The 23,005-nt window shown below is 44.1% G+C and carries 15 protein-coding genes; 6 read left to right on the top strand and 9 right to left on the bottom strand.

The genetic code is table 11. The features are described 5' to 3' along the window. Window positions 1–37: 37 nt before the first annotated feature. Window positions 38–1,369: a HEAT repeat domain-containing protein gene (locus QUB39_RS03960; protein ID WP_333052951.1), complete on the top strand. Its 1,332-nt coding sequence runs from the start codon at window positions 38–40 to the stop codon at window positions 1,367–1,369. A 501-nt stretch (window positions 1,370–1,870) separates the two neighbouring features. Here QUB39_RS03960 and QUB39_RS03955 read toward each other — a convergent pair. Both QUB39_RS03955 and QUB39_RS03950 read right to left on the bottom strand, forming a co-directional pair. Continuing rightward, window positions 1,871–3,751 carry a BamA/TamA family outer membrane protein gene (locus QUB39_RS03955; protein ID WP_333211035.1) on the bottom strand — a complete coding sequence of 627 codons (1,881 nt, stop codon included), beginning with the start codon at window positions 3,749–3,751 and terminating at the stop codon, window positions 1,871–1,873. A gap of 162 nt (window positions 3,752–3,913) precedes the next feature. Further along, a complete protein-coding gene (locus QUB39_RS03950; protein WP_333052954.1) occupies window positions 3,914–4,114 on the bottom strand; it encodes a hypothetical protein in 201 nt (66 codons plus the stop codon). A 158-nt stretch (window positions 4,115–4,272) separates the two neighbouring features. Between QUB39_RS03950 and QUB39_RS03945 the strand changes: the two genes are divergently transcribed. Both QUB39_RS03945 and QUB39_RS03940 read left to right on the top strand, forming a co-directional pair. After that, window positions 4,273–4,989 (top strand): alpha/beta fold hydrolase, encoded by a 717-nt coding sequence (locus QUB39_RS03945; RefSeq protein ID WP_333211037.1) that lies wholly within the window; start codon window positions 4,273–4,275, stop codon window positions 4,987–4,989. A 243-nt stretch (window positions 4,990–5,232) separates the two neighbouring features. After that, window positions 5,233–6,714 carry an ATP-binding protein gene (locus tag QUB39_RS03940; protein WP_333052956.1) on the top strand — a complete coding sequence of 494 codons (1,482 nt, stop codon included), beginning with the start codon at window positions 5,233–5,235 and terminating at the stop codon, window positions 6,712–6,714. Window positions 6,715–7,149: 435 nt separating this feature from the next. Here QUB39_RS03940 and QUB39_RS03935 read toward each other — a convergent pair whose 3' ends face one another. The 4 genes from QUB39_RS03935 to QUB39_RS03920 form a co-directional block, all read right to left on the bottom strand. Continuing rightward, the gene (locus tag QUB39_RS03935; RefSeq protein ID WP_333211039.1) at window positions 7,150–7,503 is read right to left on the bottom strand and encodes a slr1659 superfamily regulator; all 354 of its coding nucleotides are present in this window, start codon (window positions 7,501–7,503) and stop codon (window positions 7,150–7,152) included. Between the two features lie 66 nt (window positions 7,504–7,569). Then, entirely contained in the window at window positions 7,570–8,178 is a 609-nt protein-coding gene (locus QUB39_RS03930) for a DUF6272 family protein (protein ID WP_333052959.1), read from the bottom strand. Window positions 8,179–8,209: 31 nt separating this feature from the next. Continuing rightward, on the bottom strand, window positions 8,210–9,445 hold the full coding sequence (locus tag QUB39_RS03925; RefSeq protein ID WP_333052961.1) for an adenylate/guanylate cyclase domain-containing protein: 1,236 nt from the start codon (window positions 9,443–9,445) through the stop codon (window positions 8,210–8,212). 309 nt (window positions 9,446–9,754) lie between these two features. Further along, window positions 9,755–11,896 (bottom strand): SpoIIE family protein phosphatase, encoded by a 2,142-nt coding sequence (locus tag QUB39_RS03920; RefSeq protein ID WP_333211042.1) that lies wholly within the window; start codon window positions 11,894–11,896, stop codon window positions 9,755–9,757. Window positions 11,897–12,061: 165 nt separating this feature from the next. Between QUB39_RS03920 and QUB39_RS03915 the strand changes: the two genes are divergently transcribed. Together QUB39_RS03915 and QUB39_RS03910 are read left to right on the top strand one after the other, a co-directional pair. Further along, window positions 12,062–12,421 carry a VOC family protein gene (locus QUB39_RS03915; protein ID WP_333211044.1) on the top strand — a complete coding sequence of 120 codons (360 nt, stop codon included), beginning with the start codon at window positions 12,062–12,064 and terminating at the stop codon, window positions 12,419–12,421. Window positions 12,422–12,424: 3 nt separating this feature from the next. Next, on the top strand, window positions 12,425–13,705 hold the full coding sequence (locus QUB39_RS03910) for a recombinase family protein (protein ID WP_333211046.1): 1,281 nt from the start codon (window positions 12,425–12,427) through the stop codon (window positions 13,703–13,705). Window positions 13,706–13,754: 49 nt separating this feature from the next. Here QUB39_RS03910 and QUB39_RS03905 read toward each other — a convergent pair whose 3' ends face one another. The 3 genes from QUB39_RS03905 to QUB39_RS03895 form a co-directional block, all read right to left on the bottom strand. Continuing rightward, window positions 13,755–14,972 (bottom strand): adenylate/guanylate cyclase domain-containing protein, encoded by a 1,218-nt coding sequence (locus tag QUB39_RS03905; protein WP_333053144.1) that lies wholly within the window; start codon window positions 14,970–14,972, stop codon window positions 13,755–13,757. Between the two features lie 194 nt (window positions 14,973–15,166). After that, the gene (locus QUB39_RS03900; protein ID WP_333052967.1) at window positions 15,167–18,847 is read right to left on the bottom strand and encodes a GAF domain-containing protein; all 3,681 of its coding nucleotides are present in this window, start codon (window positions 18,845–18,847) and stop codon (window positions 15,167–15,169) included. Between the two features lie 90 nt (window positions 18,848–18,937). Continuing rightward, on the bottom strand, window positions 18,938–20,506 hold the full coding sequence (locus QUB39_RS03895) for an ATP-binding protein (RefSeq protein ID WP_333052968.1): 1,569 nt from the start codon (window positions 20,504–20,506) through the stop codon (window positions 18,938–18,940). 1,002 nt (window positions 20,507–21,508) lie between these two features. Between QUB39_RS03895 and QUB39_RS03890 the strand changes: the two genes are divergently transcribed. Continuing rightward, a complete protein-coding gene (locus QUB39_RS03890) occupies window positions 21,509–22,798 on the top strand; it encodes an AAA-like domain-containing protein (protein WP_333485013.1) in 1,290 nt (429 codons plus the stop codon). Window positions 22,799–23,005 lie beyond the last annotated feature (207 nt).

The raw sequence follows: 23,005 nt of genomic DNA, 5'->3' as shown, positions 1-23,005 counted from the left end.
AGTCCAGCATCACTATTTTGTCGGGAGGATCTCAGTTGTGGGTATCATCGGAGCGATCGTAGGTTTTTTGGCAGGGGTAGCAGTTGCTTACTGGTTAGTGGAAAAGCGCTTAAAGAAGCAAAAGCAAGAATACTTGCAGCAAACTCGCAGAATTACTGAGGAAATAGAATTAGCTCAGATGTCTCGGGTGCAACAAGCTGTAGAATCTCAGAAAGGAGAACGGGAAAATCAGCTTAGAAAAGCTACTATCGAACACGAAAATTTACTCAGACAAGTTACTACCCAATACGAAAACCAGCTCAAACAAGTTGCGGCTCAATATGAAAATCAGCTCCAACAAGTTTTGGCAGAACGCGACAGTCAGCTCCAACAAGTTTTGGCCGAACGCGAGAGTCAGGTCCAACCACTTGCCAGCGTAGACGAGTACGAGCTGCGACGACAAATCAGCGAGGAATTAGAAGCCGCTAACAATGCTAGGATGCAGCAAAATATCCAATCTTTGCAAGCCGAACACGAACATCACTTACTCAGAGTTGCTGACGAATTGCATCTAAATTATCAAGCTCAGATGGAGCAACATTTGCAAAACTTGCAAAATGAACACGAAATTCGCTTGAGGCAAACTGCCGAGGAATATGAGAACCGCGAGGTTGAGCTGCAGTTAAATATGGAGGCTTTGCAAGAGCAATACGAGAGTCAGTTGCAAGCGGCTCACGAGCAGTTGAGAGCTCACGAAGCTCAGATGCAAGCTACTATCAGGTCTTTGCAAGAGCAGTACGAGAGTAATGTACAACAAGAAGTCCCGGAGCAGCAGTTTAGTCAGTTAAATTCAACAGAATTTGCCGAAGGTGTATCACAAGAAGAAGTTTGGCAGGAACTGTCAAGTGAGTTAAATCAAACAGAAGTTGAAGAAGAGTTAAATTACACAGGTTTTTCAGAACCACAACCCATTGATTTACATCAACCCGAAGTCGAACAACAGCTTCCAATTACCAGACAAGCACCAAGCTATTCCCTACCGCAGTTGATGGGATGTGTTCAAAGTCAGGACAAAGAAACCCGGAAGTTTGCAGCGTCTGCTTTAGGTAAAATGGCTGCTGCTAATGCTCTGAGATCCGAAGGTCAGCGAGCAATAGAAACCTTGGGAAAATTAGCTCAAGATATTCACCCGGAGGTGCGCGAAGCTGCTGTGGAAGCACTAGCAATGATTAAGTCGGAAAAAGTGATTCCGCTGCTACAAAAAGCTTTGCGAGATATAGATAGCGGTGTGGCTAAATCGGCAAGTGCTGCGCTCAATAAGTTTAAGTTTTATCCGCGCACTCCGGCGGCTAAGCCGAAAACTGTTGATGTAAAGAAACCAAAGCGTTAAGCATTTACGAGCATAAATATAGCAATTGTAAATTGCTTACAACCCAGTAGGGAACCCACATTGTGGTGTCCTTACCGAGGTGCTATATTTCACTCCATTTCAATTACTACCACAAACTGTGGAGGTTGGGTTGACGAAAGAAATCAAACTCAATTATTCGATCGACAACTCGCCCAATTTTTAGCAGACATAGCAGACACCCCGCTGTTTAAAACCGTAGGCTGAAACCTTTTTTAGCAACTGGCGATTGAAATCGCTTCTTGTATCTTCACGCATCCTGTAGGGGCGGGTTTTACCAATCATCTATGCCAGAAACCAACAATATAATAAACCCGCCCCCACTTGGGCGGCAAATCCGAATCTACATTTTTTGGATTCGCTCGAATATCAGGTTAATCTGGGTTATCGGTGGTGTGGGGGCGGGTTTACAAGATTGTTTGCGGTTATCAAATATTGTTGGTAAAACCCGCCCCTACAGTTAACTCGCGACTGATGACTAATTTAAAATCGCTGCTTTGTACCGAGTATAAGTTTGAGGTCGCCGGAGTCGCTAACAGCCATATCTAAGCGAATTAATCCAAAGGACGATCGCACCCTCACACCCAGCCCAACACCCGCCCCAGTCCCCGGTTTGTCCCTGACTACGGCCGGTTTTCCCAGTACACTATCTCCCGTTCCCAAATCCGACGCAAAATCAGCAAATATCACGCCGCCAACATCCCTCCCGACAGGAAACCGATATTCACCCGAAGCTAAAAAATAACTCCTGCCACTGCCAATATCCCCGCTATCGTAACCCCGCACAGAATTGCGACCGCCGAGGCGAAAAGCTTCCGTTGGTGGCAAATCCCCGATTACCGTGCCCGCTTGCAAGTTAAAAGCCAGCATTTCGGGCAAGGCTTCGGACTCGCTGATGCCGAGCAAAGTTACTGGTACATAATGTATATAATTTGCTAACAGCCTGTTACTCACAATGTTACCTCGTCCCAGAGGTATCGACTGCTCGGTGCTGAGGCTCAGAATCGAGCCGCTGGTGGGGTTGAAGGGATTGTCCCGCCGATCGAGCATCGCACCAAAAGAAACAGTGTATAACTCGTCAACGCCGCTGCCGCTGAATGTGAGAGGATTGCCGAGTTCGTCGCGACGGGCAATATTTAAGTTGCGATCGCGCGTACTGATGTTTGTATAATTCAGTCCCAAAGTCGATTGCCAATCGCCCAAAGGTCTGGTAAACCTGAGATTTCCCCCCACCCGAATTTCCCGAACTCGGTTCCCGTTGGGCAAATCAATATCTTTGTTGAAAATTTCCGATATTCTGCGATCGCCAAAAGCTCTCACACTGTATCCCAAACGGTCTTCGGCGGCAACGTAAGGGCTGACAAACTCGACATCGTACTGGATACCTCGGAGGCTGGGTTCAAGTTCCACCGCTAGCCGCTGGGGGTTGGTGCCGAAAGTTCGATCGGTATAGGAAAGAGGAACAGCAACGCCAACATCATCACTAAGACTGGCACTCACGCTAAAAGAGCGAGCCGATCGCTCTTGAACGTTGTAAATTACATTAACATCCGTGCCAACTTCTTCGATCGAAACCGTAACTTTCTCAAACAATCCCAATTGCTGCAACTGCTGTAAATCCGATCGTACAACTTCCCGGCTGTAGTTATCCCCCGCCTTGAGTTTGAGCTCACCTCGGATAAAATCTTCCGAAATTCTGCCCTCAATTCGATTCCCTTTTCTATCAACAGCTTCGCCTCTGGAATTGACAAAGCGAATTTTCACCTCAGCAACGTAAACGCCTTCAGCATTGCCCGCTTGACTGATTTGTAGAGTACCGCCTAGCTGTCTGGCGTTGCTGTTTACTGCTTCGGGGATTTCAGCGTTGGTCGCGATCGTCGCCGGAGTTTTTAACAGAGATGTAAAATCTTTATTGTGGTTGGACTTGAGTGAGGGCGATTCCCTAGGGGATAGCTGCGCCCCGCGTACTTCAGCCAACATTCCTGTGCCACCAAACAATTCATCTCTTGTGGAACGGGCATCTTGCCCGTTCTGGACAGATGCTGCACCGTTCTTGACAGATGCTGCACCATTTTCAATCAGCTTTTGATGAACAGGCAAGATGCCTGTTCCACAAAACAATTCATCTCTTGTGGACCGGGCATCTTGCCCGTTCTGGAGAATGGTGCCAGATGTGAGACTCACCTCATCCTCCTCCCTCTGTGCTCTTGTGGGACAGGCGTCTCGCCTGTCAATTTCTGCGGTTCCCTCTCTAAACTGGGCCTCAGTCGGTGCGGCACTCGGATCGATCGCCCCGGCTGCCAATTCGCCGCCAGCCAGCCCAGCCAAAGTCAAAAATGCAATAATCGGAATTCGCATAGACATTAAATTTAAAGCATACCCAACGCATATTACCCAAAACCTGGCCCCCTGCATAATTAGCCGAAAAGAAACCCGGTATTGTTGAGGCTACCGGGTTTCTGGGATGCTGAAATGTCGGAAAGTTCGACCGCGGGCGATCGTAAATTGGGGAAACCGAAAATTTGTTTAAATAGCTTGTCGAGAAACACGTTTCTCAAAATGAGCCTGAGTCTGCTGCAACAGTTGTTCGCGACTATCCTTAGCGGTGGTAATGGTAGGGAGCAAGTTGCGAGCTTGTAAAGTCATGTGAAGCTGTAGGTGTGCTACGTACTCACTGACATCTTCGCGAAGAGAGCAAGCCGGGTACTGTCTTAAAGTAGAGTTCAAAGTGTTCTCCTGCTTTGGGTTTGTAGTATTTTCTAATAATCATAGACAATATCATGGTCTATTTCTAACTGTGTACTCCGTAATGAAGTTTAACCTTTGGACTGCTTTTTTGTTACAATCCTTTACAAAGATTCCTGACCGATCGGGAGTCGATCGCCATGCAGTCTCAAGCACCTGTAGAACAAGCGCACACATTAAGTACATTTGTCAATAGCAGCAGCCAAACAGCCACCTACCTCGACATCGCGTGCGGCAGACTCTTATTGATGCTGCAGAGTGTCTTAGGAGAAAAGACTTGCTGGCTGCCATTAATTGAGTTACTGCAATCTCAGTTTCGGTGCATTAGTTTAGATATGTTGGGTTTTGGAGAATCCAGCAAACCAGAAATCCGCTACGACGTAGCTGTAGAAGTTGCTTTTGTGCGGCAAGTTGTAGAACAACTAAATATCGAACCTTGCTGCATCATCGGACATTCTTTTGGCGGTTGGGTAGCATCTGCATATTCCCTCAAATATCCTAATTCTGTGAGCAGTTTAGTGTTAGCAGCACCAGCCGGAATTCGGGACGACAGTTTTTGCGGTGAATACGATGCTTTGCGGCCGCTATTGTGGGAAACTCCAGTTGTTGATTGGGCATTGCAGTTGGCAAAACCTTTTGCGAGTTTAGCGGGAAAAAGTGAGAAATTGCAGCAAATTTCGGGGTGGCGCAGGGAGTTGATATCTCAACCAGTAGCAAGGTCATTGTTAATGAGTCGGATGCAGCCAGAAGATGCAGTTGATACAGTAGAAAAAGAAATTCACAAATTGCAAATTCCTACCTTAGTTATCGCAGCAGATAGTGACGAAACAATTCGTCTATGGCACTGTGAAACCTAGGCTAACAAGATACCGGGGGCAGAGTTAGCAATTATTCCCAATGCCACTCACGGGTTGCCGCAAACTCAAGCTCCAATTATGGCGAAGTTGACTTGTGAATTTTTGAATAATTAAGAAAAACTGTGCAAGAAGCCGAATCATAAAAATTGTGATAAGCCACAAATGGAAAATAATTGTGTTTTAGTATACTACTTTATTAGGAAATACAGAATATATTGATTAGTGTATTATACAATTTTTTTTATGGCTCTTAAATCTTGTGTCAGCAGGAGCTACAGACATTTAGTGGAGTCGGGGGTATTACCAATGGCAGCACTGAGCAACTACTTTAATCTGGAAGAAATTACGACAGCCAGAAAAATTAGTGCTGCGGTAATTAACATCAGCGGCCGCCAGCGAATGCTTTCCCAACGAACGGCTTTTTTTTGCATGAGGTTAGTTGGCTCTCAGAATGGCGTAGAAAGAGCCAAGCTGCGGGGGAATTTGTTAGAGGCGATCGAGCTTATGGAAAAATCCCACCGCGACTTAATTAATACTAGCAGCAGCCTCAACTTATTGAGTCCCCCTTCAGCCACCGTCAAGGCCATGTATTTTGAGCCACCACTGTATTTAGACAAACAAGTACGCGCATATATCGATCGAATAAAAGCCTTGGTGCAAGTTCCTGATGCCGAACTCAGGCTGGAAAATCCCCACCTGCTGTACATTGTCGAAGCAGCGGGCGGCGACTTGCTAGAAGCTTTCGATGCCGTAGTGAGTCAATACCAGCAAGAAAGCGAAATCGAACAATTTGAAATCGACCTTAAACAGGTAGAACTTTATCAAGAAAGTTGTGCTGCTACCTCGAAAGCGGAAGCTCAAGCAGCCCAGCTCGATCGCGCACTTTGCGAACTAAAACAAACTCAAGCTCAACTCCTCCACAGCGAAAAAATGTCTTCGCTGGGGGCGCTAATGGCTAGTATCGTCCACGAAATTAATAACCCAGTTAGTTTTATTTACGGCAACTTGAGCCATGCGGAAATTTATACTCAAGATTTGCTACACCTGCTGCGCCTCTATCGAGAATACTGTCCAAATCCCTGTCCCGAAATCACAGCTAAAATCGCAGAGATAGATCTTGATTTTCTAGTTGAAGACTTGCCTAAAGTTATGTCTTCCATGCAAATGGGTTCCAATCGCATTCGCGAAATTGTCAAATCTATGGGCAATTTTTCGCGAACCGATAACACTAACATGACCATGTGCGACTTGCACGACAGCATTGACAGCACCGTGTTAATTTTGCGAAACCGTCTCAATTCTCAAATAGATCGTCGCGACATTCAAGTAATTAAAAAATATGGAAAGTTGCCTCCTGTAGAGTGTTATTCAGGACAGCTAAATCAAGTATTTATGAATCTAATTACCAACGCGATCGATGCTTTGGACGAGGTAGCACAAAATCAGCCCAATGCTGCGCTAAAAATTTTTATCAGCACAGAATTAGCTGGCCCCGATCGCGTGAGAGTGCGGATTGCTGACACGGGAACCGGAATGACACCACAGATAAAAGAGCGAATGTTCGAGCAGTTTTTCACCACCAAGGAAATCGGTAAAGGTACCGGTTTAGGATTGTCTATTGTCTACAAAATCTTAGTAGAGAATCACCGAGGCTCGCTTCGGTGCGAGTCGGAACCCTGCAAGGGAACCGAGTTTATCATGGAACTGCCGATCCAGCAAACTTAAGCAATTTACTAATCCTCGAAATTTATCTATTTTAACTATGTGTGGCACGGGCGTCCCGCCTGTGTTAACTGTGGCACGGGCGTCCCGCCTGTGTTAACTGTGTGTGGCACGGGTGTCCCGCCTGTGTTAACTGTGGCACGGGCGTCCCGCCTGTGTTAACTATGTGTGGCACGGGCGTCCCGCCTGTGTTAACTGTGGCACGGGCGTCCCGCCTGTGTTAACTGTGGCACGGGCGTCCCGCCTGTGTTAACTGTGTGTGGCACGGGCGTCCCGCCTGTGTTAACTGTGTGTGGCACGGGCGTCCCGCCTGTGTTAACTGTGGCACGGGCGTCCCGCCTGTATTAACTGTGTGTGGCACGGGCGTCCCGCCTGTGTTAACTATGTGTGGCACGGGCGTCCCGCCTGTGTTAACTGTAATTAAAATTTACACATATCCTACGCTAATTCTAGCTTCAAAGTTGGCAACAGCTTTTCTAAATTTCTGAGAGATTTCTGTTGCCAAGGAATATCATTTGAACCCAATACCAAAAGTTGAATCGTTTTCTTTTTTCGGACGCTAATAACAAATTTAGACAGCATACTGATACCAGAACTGTTAACAAATTCCAATTGTTTTAGGTTCAAGGTAATAGTAGGCGGTTCGGGATGGGCGACCTCATCTAACAATTCGACTATTGGTGCATACTCTGCTGGGCCGCTCAGGCTCAGTTCGCCTTGGAAAGTGACTGTGACTGATTCTGGATCGTACTGAATGCTGTAATCTTCACCTTGAATTTCTTGAATGCCCATTGTGATTTTTTTTCCTGACTAAAATAGTGCGATCGCACAAGAGAGTAAATATTGAAATGCTAGAAACTAGACCCTAATTTGAACCACAGTCGTAACAATGATGGTATCACTATCTGGCCTGGGCTCGAATTTCCAACCTATCTTAGCTGAATAGTCATTAATCATCGTCAGCAATCCCAATCCCGATGTATCACTTTCAGATTCTGCATTTTTTTCAAGCTGCTGCAAATAAAGTTCATTGGGATCGGAAGCCATAATTTCTTCAATAAACTCCTTCAACTTACTCGCCCCTTCTGAAGTGACACTATTACTGGCAAAAATTACCGCCGTCACCTCTGTTTCACCAATAAAGTGTATGCCAAATTTGACCTTGTAATGAGTATCATCGTTATTAAATTTAATCGCATTTTCTAACAGTTCGTTGGCTACGTAGCTCACAGCTCCCTTGCTTTCTTTTATCCGTTTCTCGCTGCTAGCATCCTCCTCATCCACAGGTAGAAAGCTAGACAAATAATCGGCTACAAAATGAGCTGAAAGCCTGTTGTTGCGCCAGCGCTGTTTAATCGGGCGAGAACTGGGAGTAAATGTCAGTTCTAGGGAATCGTGTTCAGGAGGAAATTCTTCAATGAATTCTCCAAAGATTTGGGTCATTGTTTTTAAGCTTCCAGATGTCATGATTTTTCTAGCTCTAATTGAGGTATTAAGGTCACTTTTTGGTGAATTTCCACACGCCATTCCAGTTAGCCGGAATACTCTTTTCTAACAGCGATTGGATGCGTTTTAGGTAAAGTTGACTGGGCTTGTCATCTGGATTTAGTGCTACTATCTGTTCAAAACAAACAATGGCCTTAGCAAAATTTCCCTGACAATATTCTTGGAGTCCCTCCTCAAATATAGGCAAGGTTTGAATTTTGAGCGATCGCACTGGTTCTACTTCAACATCTAACACCTCACAAACTGTAATGGCTTCTTGTCTACCTTTGACAATAGCCCGATCCAAAAAACGGATATGATACTTTTCTGGTTGACTCAAACGTTGTACCACATCTCCAGAAATTAATAAAGATACGCCATAATACTTAGTCAAACCTTCCAGACGAGCGGTGAGATTGACATGATCTGAGAGCGCATCTGCTTGCATCCGATTCGCATCTCCAATAATCCCAACCATCGTATCACCCACATGGATACCAATGCCAATCTTCAGCGGTATATCCCCATTTATTTTACGGCTTTGATTGTATTTATGCAACTGCTCCAATTTCACAATTCCTGCCTGAATAGCATCATCCACGCCATCAGGAAAAACTGCCATGACTCCATCTCCAATATACTTGACAATAAAACCATTGTGCTTACGAATTTCCGGACTAACTTGCTGTAAATAGTTATTGATGAAATCAAAATTTTCTTGAGGAGTCATTTGCTCCGCCATCGTGGTAAACGAACGCATATCGGAAAACATAATTGCCATCTCTTTGCTCACGTGATCTCCAAGCTGGAAATCAACAATGCTCTGCTTGCCGAGAAATTGGAGAAATTCAGCGGGAACAAAACGTCCGTAAGCCTGCAAAAGTTTCTCTAATTCTTGTTCCCGCGCTTTCACCGTTTGCACCATATGCGAAAATACCTGTGCTAGTTCTCCCAGTGCATCACTGCGCGCTGCCACATCTGACAATATCTGGGGTTCAAAGCTATTATTTTTTACAGCAATAGCTGCATCTATAACCTTTTTTACCTGCTCAATGTAAGTCTGCATCTCTCGGTTTTTATGATGGATCTGGTTTTCCAGATCCGTGGAGTGTTGTGTGATAATTTCTACTAAGGTTTCATAGCTATTTTTTTCATCCTCTACTTCCTCAAGTTTTTCGCTCAACTCCTGTAGCTGGGTATGGAGTTCTTCTGGAGATTTAGATGGTGCTAAATTTATTTGTGGTTTCATAATTTATACTTCCGAATCTGGAAGCGCAAAGTTGTTTGACTTCCTCGCTGTAAATTATTATAACTTACACGGGCAAAGCGATAAATCCGGTTGCTGGTTCCATGCTTGGCGACTAAATCCAAGCTTTCTCGTAGAAACCTGGTTGACGACAGTCAATCGATTTTAGATTTTAGATTTTAGATTTTAGATTGACCCCACGGATAAATTCGGGGGGCAAGTTTCATGGGATACAGGTCTTTTATTTCTGGGTTATGAGTCTGCGAAGGAATGAATCCGGGGGCTTGTATCCTGGATGCTTTCGGTCAATAATCAATTATGCACAATATTTCCCTGTTGCTTCAATACTAGCAAAGTAATGTCATCAAAAACCTTTTGTTTTCCAATAAAATTTCTCAAATCAGCGATGGTGGCTTCCTTGATTTGTTCGGCGCTCAAATGCCAGTTTTGAGAAACCACTTCACAGAGTCTTTCAATACCATAGAATTTTTTGTGCATATTTCTAGCTTCGGGAATGCCGTCAGTGTAAAGCACCACCCCGTCCCCCGGCTCTAAGTCTACTAAAACATGGCTAATCCAATGGGAAATATCCTCATCTAAGGCGAGCGGAAATCCTAAATTAATGGTGTCTATTCGCTGGATTTTACCACCTTTCCTGACCACAAGAGTTTCCTCGTGTTGACCGCTGATACTAATTGTGCGATCGGCATAGTTGAGCAAAGCTAGTGTCATATTTTTGTCGGAGTTCATGCGCTGAACATTTTTATAAATAGTGCGGTTGAGGGTATCTAAAAAACGCACCGGGTTGGATTCTTGCATTTCCTGAAGAGTGCGGACAGCAGCTTGAGTCATCACCATCAAAATGCCGCTTTCTAATCCGTGTCCGGTGACATCACCAATACAAATTGTGACAACCCCGTTAGTACAAAGTACGTCGTAGTAATCACCACCTACTTCCGAGGCTGGTTCCATAAATCCGGCAATATCTAAATCTTCAATAGCTGCAAGTTCGGCAGGTTTTGGCAGAATCAACTGCTGCATTTGTTTTAGCATATCGAGTTCGGAACTCATGCGGAAGTTTTCCGCTTTCAGACGCTGGTTGAGAGCGGCAATTTGTTTAGTGGCGGTGGCGAGTTCCGAGGTACGTTCTTTGACTTTATCTTCTAGCGTTTCCAAGGATTCTTGCAGTTGTCTCGCCATGCTATTAAAGGAATTTCTTAAGGTTTCAATTTCCCAAATCCGACTGGAATCAACGTTCTGGTTGAGAGCACCACCTGCTAGATATTCTGAAGCTTGAGCAATTTGGTTTAGGGGGCGAGTAATCCAGCTAGCGGTGAAAATACCCATTGCAACAGAGACAATGAGAGCCACAATACACAGCAAAATGGTCTGGCGAGTGTTAGCATAAATTTGCGCCATAAAGTCCGCTTCAGGAACTACTACTACACTCAGCCAATTGAGGCCGTACTTGTCTGTTAACGGAGAAACTTGGATAAATTGCCGCTCACCGTTCAGATAAAAGTCAAGTTGAACTGTTTGATCGATGTCTTCCAAACGCTTGAAGCGATCGAGCAGATAAAGCACACTTTGACGCATCAGCCTGTTGCTGCTTTCCTGTGCTTTGATCCGCTTTGTATCTTTACCGGTTCCCACCGAAAGAGGCTGTTCTTTAAGCGAGGTGGCTATTAACTCACCCTGGGGTTCAATGATAAATACTTGACCGGAATTACCCACTCTTAAGGTTTGCAGGAATTGGCGAATTTGATCTAGTCCCATCTGGCAAGTCAGCACGCCAATTAGTTTCCCTTCGGCATCATAATAGGGTAGACTCGCATTAATTTGCAGCGTACCGTAGCCAAAATTAATATAAACTTCACTCCAAGCTGCCTGTTTCTTCTCAACAGCTACTCTGTAAAAAGGGCGCGTGCGAACGTCATAATTGGGCGTGTTTTTTTCGATTGTTGTCGGGTTTCCATTCTCGTCAAGGTTGTAATATATCAAGTCGCCGCCCCCCGGAATCAGTTGCTGGGCAAGCTGAGGTTGTTCCAGTCCAACCAGCCGATTTACCCAACCCACACGCAGGTACTGACCTTTTTCGTTGGCAATTCCCGCGTGACCGATCGACTTAAATTGCAGAACTTGTTTCCAAAAATATGGTCTAGCTTGCTCCAAATCGTCAAAGTTCAACACCCCCAAAGGTACAGCATCCTGATTGATCTGATTCACCAGTGGCGGAGCTTCCAGATAGGTTTGAACACGTTCGTAAACTCTCGCACTCACTTCGTGGCGCAACTGACTAACAATATTGTTGACTATCTGCTCTCCGTTTCTGTAAGAGAGATAGCCAACGCAGCCCACAGCGGCCAAAATTTGGAGAACAAAGGGAACTACCAAGACATTGCGGAGACGGATTTTGCCCGCTCTGGAGACGATCGCACTTTTTTGAGAAACCATTGTTAAAAACACTCCCAGCGGGCAGTTTTTTGTTACAAGACTTGATAATGGATATATTAAGAGCGACGGACAATGTTATCATATCAAAAACTCAACCAACCGCAAAAAAACTGCGTTCATCAGCCTGCATCAGCGGTAAAAAAAAAACCATAAATCCCAACAAAAATGCAAATTACTCAATCCCTCCACAGCGCCATCCTCATCTCCAACCTGGAACAATCCCAACACTTTTACAGCACCGTACTAAAACTGCAAAAAATCGATCGCGACTTAAAATTTCCTGGAATCTGGTATCAAATCGGCGACTTCCAGCTCCACCTAATTTTAGGTGCAACAATTATCCCAGATGCCGTAGACCATGCCAAATGGGGACGCAACCGACATCTAGCATTTTCTGTGGCCAACTTAGAGGCAGCAAAACAACAGTTAATCGCTCACAATTGCCCGTTCCAAATGAGTGCGTCAGGTCGATCGGCATTATTTACCCAAGATCCCGACGGCAATATCATCGAACTCAGCGAGTAACAGATGAAAATCATCGCTTATTCTTACACCGAACCGCTACTGGAAGCAGCACCCGCACCGGAAATTTGGGGTCAAGAAGTCGATCGCACCTATCAAGACTTAGGAGGGCGACAACAACTGCAGCAACTCCTCAAAGACTGCCAAACAGAACCAGTCAAATACTTATTAATTCAGCGGTTTGAAGAACTAGGCGACACATTGCAGCAAGTGTGTTCGCACCTCGCCCAACTCGAAAACCTCGGCGTCGAAATCATTGTCCAAGAAGAAACAGAACCAAGAAACCGCAAAAACTTGCTGCAAATCCTCGCAGAAATCCAGCGCAGCCAACACAGCCGGAGTATTCGCAAAGGACACGCGCGCAACCGCATCAAATCCCGGATGCCACCGGGTAAGGCTCCCTACGGCTACCGGCGCGGCAAAGATTGTTATACGATCGATAAAACCACCGCCCCCACCGTCAAAGACTTTTTTGAACACTTTTTAATTTACGGTTCATTGCGAGGTTCCGTGCGGTATTTAGCCAAGAAATACAACAAAAAAATTTCTGTAAGTACCGGCCGCCGCTGGCTGACAAATCCCGCCTACCGAGGCGATTTAGAATATCAAAACGGCCAAGTAATTTCTAACACCCACGTCCCGATTATTTCCAGAGAAGAAGCCGCCCAAATAGACAGGTTGCTGCGCCGCAACCGCTGCCTTTCTCCTCGCAGCGCTAGCGCCCCACGTTCCCTCGCAGGTTTAGCAATTTGTGCCGAATGCAAATCGCCCATGACAGTTGCCAAAGTCACCTCCTACCGCAAAGAAAAAGAATACCTTTATTTGCGACCGATTAACTGTCCAAAACAGCCTAAATGTAGTGGCCTTTCCTACGATGAAGTATTGCAATTAACCATCGCCGGTATTTGTCGGGATTTACCCGATGCTGTTGCTGGGTTGCAAATGCCGAATATGAATGGAATGAAAGCAGGAATTGTCAGGGCGATCGCATCGAAACAAGAAATCATAGAGCAACTTTGGGCCCTGATTGAAAGCGGCATATTAGACACGGAAACGGCAGAGTTTAGAGCCTACAAAATCCGCACCGAAATTGCCGAACTGCAAAGCAAATTAGCGCAACTACCCCCAGTAAATTTGCGAGAAATTGCCCAAACAGTTTCCCTGTCGCAATTTTGGCTCGATTTATCAGAATCAGAACGCAGGTTTTACTTTCGAGAATTTATCGATCGCATTGAAATCGTCCGGGAAAATACAAATTGGCAACTGCAAATTGTTTTCATTTTTTAAGGATTAGCTCGACGTTCATCCATAGCTCCTAGGTTAGATACCCGACTTCTTAAAGAAGTGGGGTATGTGGGTACTCTCTTAGTTCCGTAGGAGTGGACTGCGTTAGACAAGCATCGCTTTCAACCGCTGAATTATTTTTTTTAGCTTTTAACCAATAGGCGATCATCTCTCCTTTTCCTTTAACCGCGATCGCACCTCTTTCCTCAAATAAATACCGATCTTTTAACAGTTCGTAAATAGCTGTAGTAACTTGAATATATCCCGGTAATCCTTGACATTCCATCCGAGAAGCAACATTAACAGTATCTCCCCACAAGTCATAGCTAAATTTTTTAGTGCCAATTACGCCCGCAACTACTGGCCCTGTATGAATGCCAATCCGAATTTGAAATGGTTCGCCTCTGTCAGTTTGAAAATCAGCGATCGCTTCCTGCATATCCAAGGCCATATTCGCGATCGCTTCTACATGATCTGCCCTCGGCACCGGCAACCCCCCCGCTACCATATAAGCATCTCCAATTGTTTTAATTTTTTCCAAACCGTGTTTTTCAGTTAGTTGGTCAAACCTTGAAAAAATCTGGTTTAGTACATTTACCAATTCTAGAGGTAACATTCTAGCAGCAATAGACGTAAAATCGACAATATCGGCAAAAAGAACTGTTGCTGAATCAAACCTCTGGGCCGGAGAACCCTCGCCCTTTTTCAAATTTTCAACAATCGCTGCTGGTAAAATATTCAGCAATAAATGATCCGACTTTGTTTGAGCAAGCCGTAAAGCTAGCTCCACCCCCTGCCGCTCTTTAATTTCGTTTTGCAAACGTTCGACAAGTTCTTGGAATTGCTTCGTTTGCTCTTGAAGTAACTGTTGTTGACTTTGAATTGTTAACTGATTCGCCACTCGTGCCAATACTTCTTTACCTTGAAAAGGTTTAGTAATATAGTCAACGGCTCCCACATCAAAAGCTTTCACCTTATCTAAAACGTCATCTAAGGCGCTTAAGAAAATCACGGGAATGGAACTGGTTTTTGGTGAAGCTTTCAACTTTGCACATACCTCATATCCATTCATTTCTGGCATCATCACGTCCAGCAAAATTAGAGTCGGCGGAAACTCTTGCACTGTAGCGATCGCCCTTTGCCCGTTCAGCGCTTTACGAACCTGATACCCTTGTTCGGTCAATATTGTAGATAAAAGCCGCACATTATCGGGCTTATCATCAACTACTAAAATGTTGGCTTGAATTGTAGGATATTGATAGCTGTCCATGCACTCGCTCACGGTAGTTTTTCAAAATAAAAGATATTAACACTTAAGAATTTTACCTCAACAAAAACGAAACCATATAAAAGGATATTGTCTCGCATAAAATAAGATAGCAACGAGACGCTATATGGGCTTAAACTTAGATTTTTTAAAATATAAATTTTTCCTCCAATTACATTGATTGAAAAGAGGTATTTTTACCTCGATGCAACTGCTGATTGTGCTATCTCTATAATATCGTCAAATAGGAAATCCTGCACCAAAGTAGTTAAATATTGTGCGGAAAAAGCCAACTGGCTAGGCATTTCCTCAATCAACTTGACAATTTTCTCATCGCAGCATTCATGAGCGGCATGAGATATCTGTTCTACCCACTCAAGAGGCATTTGACTGAGTTGTAACTCGACGGATTGATTGCTAGTCACTCCGCTAATTTCGCTGTCATTGTCTAGTGGTGCATCAACAGATTCCTCGTAAATGTAACGCAATCCTAAAAGTTCTTCCATTTTTGCAAATAATATCTTTGCCTCGAAAGGTTTACGCATGAAATCATCGCAGCCTGCTCCTAAAATAGTTTGTCGTTCTTCTTCAAAAGCGCTAGCAGTAAGAGCAACTATTGCAGTTTGTTTTCCAAGAGGATGAGCTTTAATTTGTCTTGTGGCTTCATAGCCATCCATGACAGGCATCTGCATATCCATCCAGATCAGGTGCGGTTGCCAATCCTCCCATACAGCAATAGCTTCTTGACCATCTCTAGCCGATCGCACGAGGATGCCTAGTGGTGACAATAATCTCTCTATGACTAGGCAATTATCCGCGCGATCGTCAACAACCAAAATCCGGTATTCTGGTTGATTCGGTGCTAAAGCAATTACTTTTTTCTGCGGTTTAAGGATTTTAATCTCGCTGAGAGGGGCAAGGCTGATTTGAATATCAAATACAAACTTACTTCCCAACTCAGGTGTACTGATGACAGTAATATCTCCTCCCATCATTTGTACAAATTTGCGGCTAATTGGTAAACCTAATCCAGTCCCCTGTTGAGAATTTTGACCTGTTTTTGTTTGCTCAAAGGGTTCAAATAACTTATTTATCTCTTCAGGGTAAATGCCAAGGCCAGTATCTTCAATTTCAAACTGAAGGCGTAACAATTCCGGGTGAAGGTAATTAGCATCTACACAATTAAAGTCTGCCAAGCTTTCGGAGTGATTAAAACCAGTGCACCATCCGGGTTTTCTTTGTATAGCTGTGGTTTCAACCGCTAAGCTTTCGGAATGTTCAGAAGCCGCGTCGGCAAGTTTTGTTTGTGTGTCCGAAAACTCTGCGTTTTCAGCGCCCAAACTTTCTTCTACCTTCTTTTTAACTCGCAAAGTAACGCTACCCATCTCTGTAAACTTGATCGCATTTCCTACAAGATTAATCAAAATTTGCCGCAGTTTACCTTCATCTCCACTAACAAAGTGCGGTACACCGTCACCCACTTCCAAATTTAGCTGCAATTTCTTAGATTTAGCTTTTAATCGAAACATTTCTTCTAAGGTTTTCAGCAAGCGCATTAAATTAAAACTGCTTTCATTAAGCTGACTTCGGCCCGCTTCAATTTTGGACATTTCCAAAATGTCATTAATTAGCGAAAGCAAGTGTTCGCCGGCGCGATTAATAATTTCTAGGTGCTGTTGGTGTTGATTGTTGAGAGATGAATCGCGCACCATCACCTGACTAAATCCGAGAATGGCATTCAGGGGAGTCCGCAGTTCATGGCTCATAGAAGAAAGGAATTCGCTCTTGGCGCGGTTAGCTGTATCAGCAGCTACAACAGCTTTTTGTAATGCTGTTTCTGCTAATTTGCGATCGGCAATTTCTGTTTTGGCTTGTTCAAAAAGGGTGGATTGCTGGATGGCAATTGCTAGCTGCACGGAAATTTGCTTGAGAGATTCTATCTCAGAAGAGCTCCAATGCCTTTGACTGTGGCAGTGATGAGCAATGAGTAGCCCCCATAGTTTTTTACCTTGCAAAATGGGAACCACGAGGTTAGCTTTAATTTCCAACTCGCTCAGTAAATTAATGTGGCACTCTGAAATACCTGCTGTATAAATATTGTCGATCGCGCGCAGGTGTCCCTGCTCGTAAACAGAGACGTAGTGTTCTCGAAAACAAGGGTCATTAATGTCAATTCCCAAAATCGGCATCGTACCGACGGATACCGATTCGACGGCTATAAATCCACTCCAATCTGGATTAAAGCGGTAAATAACTGTTCTATCAGTTGACAAAAAATGGCGAATTTCTTCCACAGCCATTGTCATTACTTCTTCTAGGTTAAGAGAGGAGCGAATCCGCTCTTGAATGGAATTAACTAGCCGCTCCCTTTTTACTTGCTGCTGCAAGGCTAGTTCCGCCTGTTTGCGAGCAGTAATATCTACTCCATAACCCACGCACTCCACAGGTAGACCAGCAGCATCTTTGACTAACTTAACCTCATCGTATATCCAGCGATAACCACCGTCTTTGTGCCGTTCGCGGTATTCGTAGGAAATCGATTCTTTTTCCAATATCTGAGCGAATGAAGTATCAACAATCTCTCGATCGTCTGGATGAACCAGGCTATGCCAATCAAGGGAACCATCAAGAAATTCTCTGGCTTCGTAACCAATCATTGAAACAATATTATCGCTGACAAACGTTACGTCATAATTTCCCCCTAATTTGCAGCTAAAAATCACCGCCGGGGTAGTCGCCAGCAAATATTGCAAACGTTCGGTGACAGAACGCAAGTTTAACTCGGCTTGCTTGCGATCGCGAGCTTCCATTGCTAAAGCTGCGATCTGCGCCACATAGCTAGCGAAGCTTTGTTCGTCCAGCGTCCAATTCCTGGTCGTTCCCAGATGTTCTAAACAAATTACACCCGCAATTTGCCCTTTATGGGTAATAGGAACATCTAGCATCGACGAGATGTTTAATGGCCTCAAATAAGATTCGCTAAATTCTAGGGTTCGCGGATCGGTTTGGGCATCAACCGCTGCGAGTACCTGTTCTGTATTCAAAGCTTGGAAATAGCTAGGATACTCAGCAACTTTCAGTTCTGCACCGGCGCTGTGTCGATCGGGCGTCAGTTCGTAAAGATCCGCACAGCACATTGCGGATTTATCTTCCTGATAAAACCAAATACTTGCCCGATCGACATTCAGGGTACGAGTTGCCATTTGCGTAATCTCTCTCAACGCCTCGCTGATATTTCCCTCGTAGATACTAGAATTTTTGGCTAATTCTAGCAAGCCTGTTTGTTGTTCGGTTAACCTAGTTTCTCGTTCGCGTAAAGCAGATTCAGCGACAATTTTTTCTTTAATTTCTGCTTCTAAATAACCGTTAATTTCTCTCAACTCTGCAGTGCGTTCTTGAACTTTAATTTCTAAGTCATCATAAGCGTAGCGCAACGCTAATTCTGCCTCTTCACGCACAGCAATCTCACTTTGCAACTTGCGATTTATTGCCTCTAATTCTTGGGGGGTTTTTAAAGACAAAAACTGGGGCAATAGTGTTACCATTGAGGCGGCAGTGAAGCAGGAAACCAGTGCAGTAATTGCTTTTTCAATCCCCGACAGCCAATAAGCGGAATGCCACAACGTCCAAATGTCGAGCAAGTGACCCGTGCCGCACAGAATAATAAATGCACCAAATAAACCAAATATTCCTAAAAAAGGAACATCGCGCCGCTTGAAAATAAAATAAATCAGCATCGCCGGAATTGAATAGTAGGCGATCGCGATTAAAAAGTCCCCAGTTACGTGCAGCCACACTAAAGGCGTTTGCCAAAGATAGCAATGACCGTGAGGCATATACTGAGTCGGGGAAAATATGTTTTTGAGTGCTTCCCACATAATACTTGTTATTGGCAGATAATAGGGATTTGATGATGCCTAAGTTAAGCAAAAAATAAAAGTCACCGAAAATGGTAGCTGGCTTCAGCATTATTTATTAACGCCTAAACCCACCTTGTTCATAACAGCTTGCTTTGGCAGTCGGTGGCGCTCGCCAAATTGCGATCGCAACGGAATTTCAATGATAAACTCCGTACCTCTCCCCACCTCGGAAGTGCAGCGCAAATAACCTTCATGGGCTTTAATAATCTGATAAGAAATCGCCAAACCCAGCCCGGTACCAGCACCAATAGGTTTCGTTGTATAAAATGGATCGTAAATTTTAGCGATCGCATCATAATCTATGCCACTGCCATTATCAGCAATGTGAATCTGCACCCACTTGCCATCAACTAAAAGGGTGCGGATGCGAATTTTTAGTAGTGGGCAATGGGTGTTTTGTAAGTTGTCAGAGAAATTATTTTCCCAATAGCCGTGGGTCAAATATCCCTGCTGTACAATCTGTTCTAAAGCATCAATAGCATTAGAGCAAATATTCATAAATACTTGGTTAAGCTGCCCAGCGTAGCATTCCAATTCTGGCAAATCTCCATACTCTTTAATCACTTGGATAGGCGGCCGGTTTGGTTGTTCTTTCAAGCGGTGCTGCAAAATCATTAAAGTGCTATCGAGACCTTCATGGATATTTACTTTTTTCATGTCGGCTTCGTCTAACCGCGAGAAAGTTCGTAAAGACTTAACAATCTCCTTAATTCGCTCTGCTCCAATTTTGATCGAACCAAAAAGTTTTTGCAAGTCTTTTAAAATAAAATCGAGTTCTATAGTGTGAATCTTATCTGCAATTTCCGGCGCCGGAGTGGGGTAATAAACTTGATAAGCCTTAATCAATGCCACAATATCTTTAATGTATTCCTCAGCCGGAATCAGATTGCCATAAATGAAGTTCACAGGGTTATTTATTTCGTGAGCAACCCCAGCTACCATTTGCCCCAAAGAGGACATTTTTTCAGTTTGTACGAGTTGAGCTTGAGCGCCTTTAAGTTGTTGCAGAGCGTTCTCTAATTGCTGAGTCTGCTCTCGCAGTTTAGCTTCCGAGTGCCGCAATGAATTTTCCGCCAAAGAGCGATCGCGATTTTCCTGTTGCAAACGTTCATTAGCAACTTCTAAAGCGATCGTCCTCTCGATAACCCGTTTTTCCAATTCTAGCATTAATTCCGAGAGTGCTTCCTGAGCTTGTTTGCGATCGCCAATCTCATTTTGTAAAGCCAAATTTGCCGCCGCCAATTGATCGGGACTGGGAATAGCCAAGATTTTTGGGATTAGTTCCACCAGCACGGCTGCGGTACATAGCGAAATCAGCGCCGTAATCCCTTTAAGAAAACCCGAGAACCAATAATTAGGATGCCACAGCGTCCATATTTCCATAATATGAGTAATCCCGCAGCAGATAATAAAAGAGCCGAACAGCATGAAAACCCAGTCAAAAGGTACGTCTTGCCGTTTTTTGACAATATAAATCAGCGTAATCGGTATCAAAAAATAAGCGACGGCTATCAAACCATCGGACAAAACGTGTAGCCCCACTAATCCAGGCTTCCACAAGTAGCAATGACCGTGAGGAATAAAATAATTTGGGAACATTTTATGAACCATTTGCATTAAATCAACTCGGTTATTTGCTAATATTTTTCAGAGGTGATTACTGGAAAAACTTAAAAAATGGGGGTACAAAAATAAGAATTAGACTTTGGGACTTAACACTTGCGATCGGTAAATGCAGCGATCTGAAACTACTGTTAATTAAATTAACATCAATAGACTCAGCTTTAGCAAAGTCAACTGTCACATTTTTAATTCTGCCTTCACTATCAACTGTGACACCGGGATGACATTTTGGGCAACGATCGAGAAAAACTGAGCGCAGATTCCTTTCCAGTAAGAGCGCCAGCGCCCATTAAAATTGGGTTATAGCACTCAGCGATCGGTCAGGCAACGCAGGGCTGTTTCATTCTCACCAAAAACATGAATTTTGACTCTTGTAGTGCTACCCCTACTCCCCGTGCCTACCCCGCCACAGACGACTGCACAGGCGTTTGGGACATGGGGGCAGCAAAGAGTGGCTCCCCCTACAAGAGAATGAAACAGCCCTGAGTCAGGCAACGGGGAAATCACCAGATTTAACGGATGTCACGGATTCAACTTAACGAAGAGAACCATTCTCAAAAACCTGTAGAGGTTGGTTCACTCTTTTACCCTTGAAGAGTGCAGACAGGTTAAATACACCGGGAGCATCTCATATTTGTAAAAACACTTCTTCTGGCTCCTTCCTTCTTCCTCTTCCCTCTTCCCTCCTGCCTCCTGCCTCCTGCCTCCTGCCTCAAAACTCCAATTTCTAGCGGAGGCCTGCTTTCATTGAGATGCTCCCAAATACACCCGCCACTACCCCGCGAGGGAATTCTTGATTATTGACAGTGATACTCTTCGGGGATATTTAACCGATTTGACCAATTACCCCCTCAAAAATATCGCGACAGGAGCGTGTGGGAATCCAATAGGCGATCGCTCTGAGCTTTACACTCAATCATAAGTGATAATATCAACGATACACTTATATGGTTATTGCCAGTTATGACGATAGATGAGGTACTACAGCTAACTCGTGTGCGATTACAAAAAGATTTATATCCCGTACAAGAAATCATACTTCGCCAAGTTTGGGAAGGAAAAACTTATACAAGTATTGCATCTGCCTCTCATTACGGAGAGCATTACCTGAGAAACATAGCCTCATCCTTGTGGAAATCTCTCTCTCAAATCTTGCAGACATCTATTAGCAAATCAAATTTTCGCTCTTGTTTAGAATCACGTTCCCTAACCGCAGAGGAACGAGAATTAATTGAAGAATTCACCCGCAGCCAATCCCTCGCAACACCTTTAGAATTTCCCGGCTCTCCCGTGCCCCTCGGTTCGCCATTTTATATCCCTCACCCGCTAATTGAAGAACTCGCCTATCGAGAGATTACCAAACCAGGAAGTGTGCTGCGGATTAAAGCTCCCAGGAAGATGGGAAAAAGTTCCCTTCTGCTACGGATTTTAGAGCGCGCGACTTCTCTTGACTATCGAACTGTAAGTTTAGATTTTCAGCAAGCCGAGGAAGCTGTTTTAGTCAATATCGATAAATTTTTACGCTGGTTTTGTGCCAACATCAGCCGTCACCTAGAATTACCACCCCTATTAGATGATTATTGGGATGAAGACATGGGTAGCAAAGTAAGCTGCACCATCTATTTGCAACAATATATATTAGCAGAAATAAGTACACCTTTTGTGTTAGCTTTAAATGAAGTAAATATAATTTTTGAGTATCCAAAAATTGCCAGAGAATTTTTGCCGCTGCTGCGAAGCTGGCATGAAGAAGCAAAGCGGATTGAAACCTTGGGAAAACTGCGGTTAATCGTTCTTCACTCCACAGAAATTTATATTCCTTTAAAGCTCACTGAATCGCCTTTTAATATCGGTTTACCGCTGCAATTGCCCTATTTTACAGAAGAGCAGATACTTGCTTTAGCCCAGCGTCACGGAGTGGATTGGACAGATGGCTCCAATGCCGATCGACTGATGGCAATGGTGGGGGGACATCCTTATCTAGTGCGGCTAGCTCTTTACCACCTCTGTCAAAACAGTGTAACGCTAGATCGGCTACTACAAGAAGCTCCCACAATAGCGGGAATTTATAAAGATTACTTGCGGAGTTTTTGGGCCACATTCCAAGAGTATCCCGAACTTATGGTTGCACTGAAACAAGTGGTAAAATCGGAACACGGAGTGGAATTAGATCCGATAGTGGCTTCTAAATTATTTAGTATGGGGCTGATTCATATCGATAACAACCGCTGTACGCTAAGCTGCGAGTTGTACCGCCTCTATTTTGGTTCGTACAACTTTATTTAGAGTCGGCTTTACAGTTTCTTTTCGTAATCCAATATCCGCCTTGAAAACTCCACTTTTCCTGGCGATTGGAAATTGCTGCTATACAAATAAAGTCCGCCTACGCGGACTAAAAAAAAGGGTAATTAACCAAAATTGGGCATTATTTATATTATAATGAAGCTCCATCACCACATCCTCACCTCTAAATAAATTCCCTACATACTCAGC

Origin of the sequence: Microcoleus sp. AT8-B5, from assembly GCF_036705565.1 — a bacterium.
Classification (GTDB): domain Bacteria; phylum Cyanobacteriota; class Cyanobacteriia; order Cyanobacteriales; family Microcoleaceae; genus Microcoleus.
This window is presented reverse-complemented; position numbering and strand designations above follow the sequence as displayed.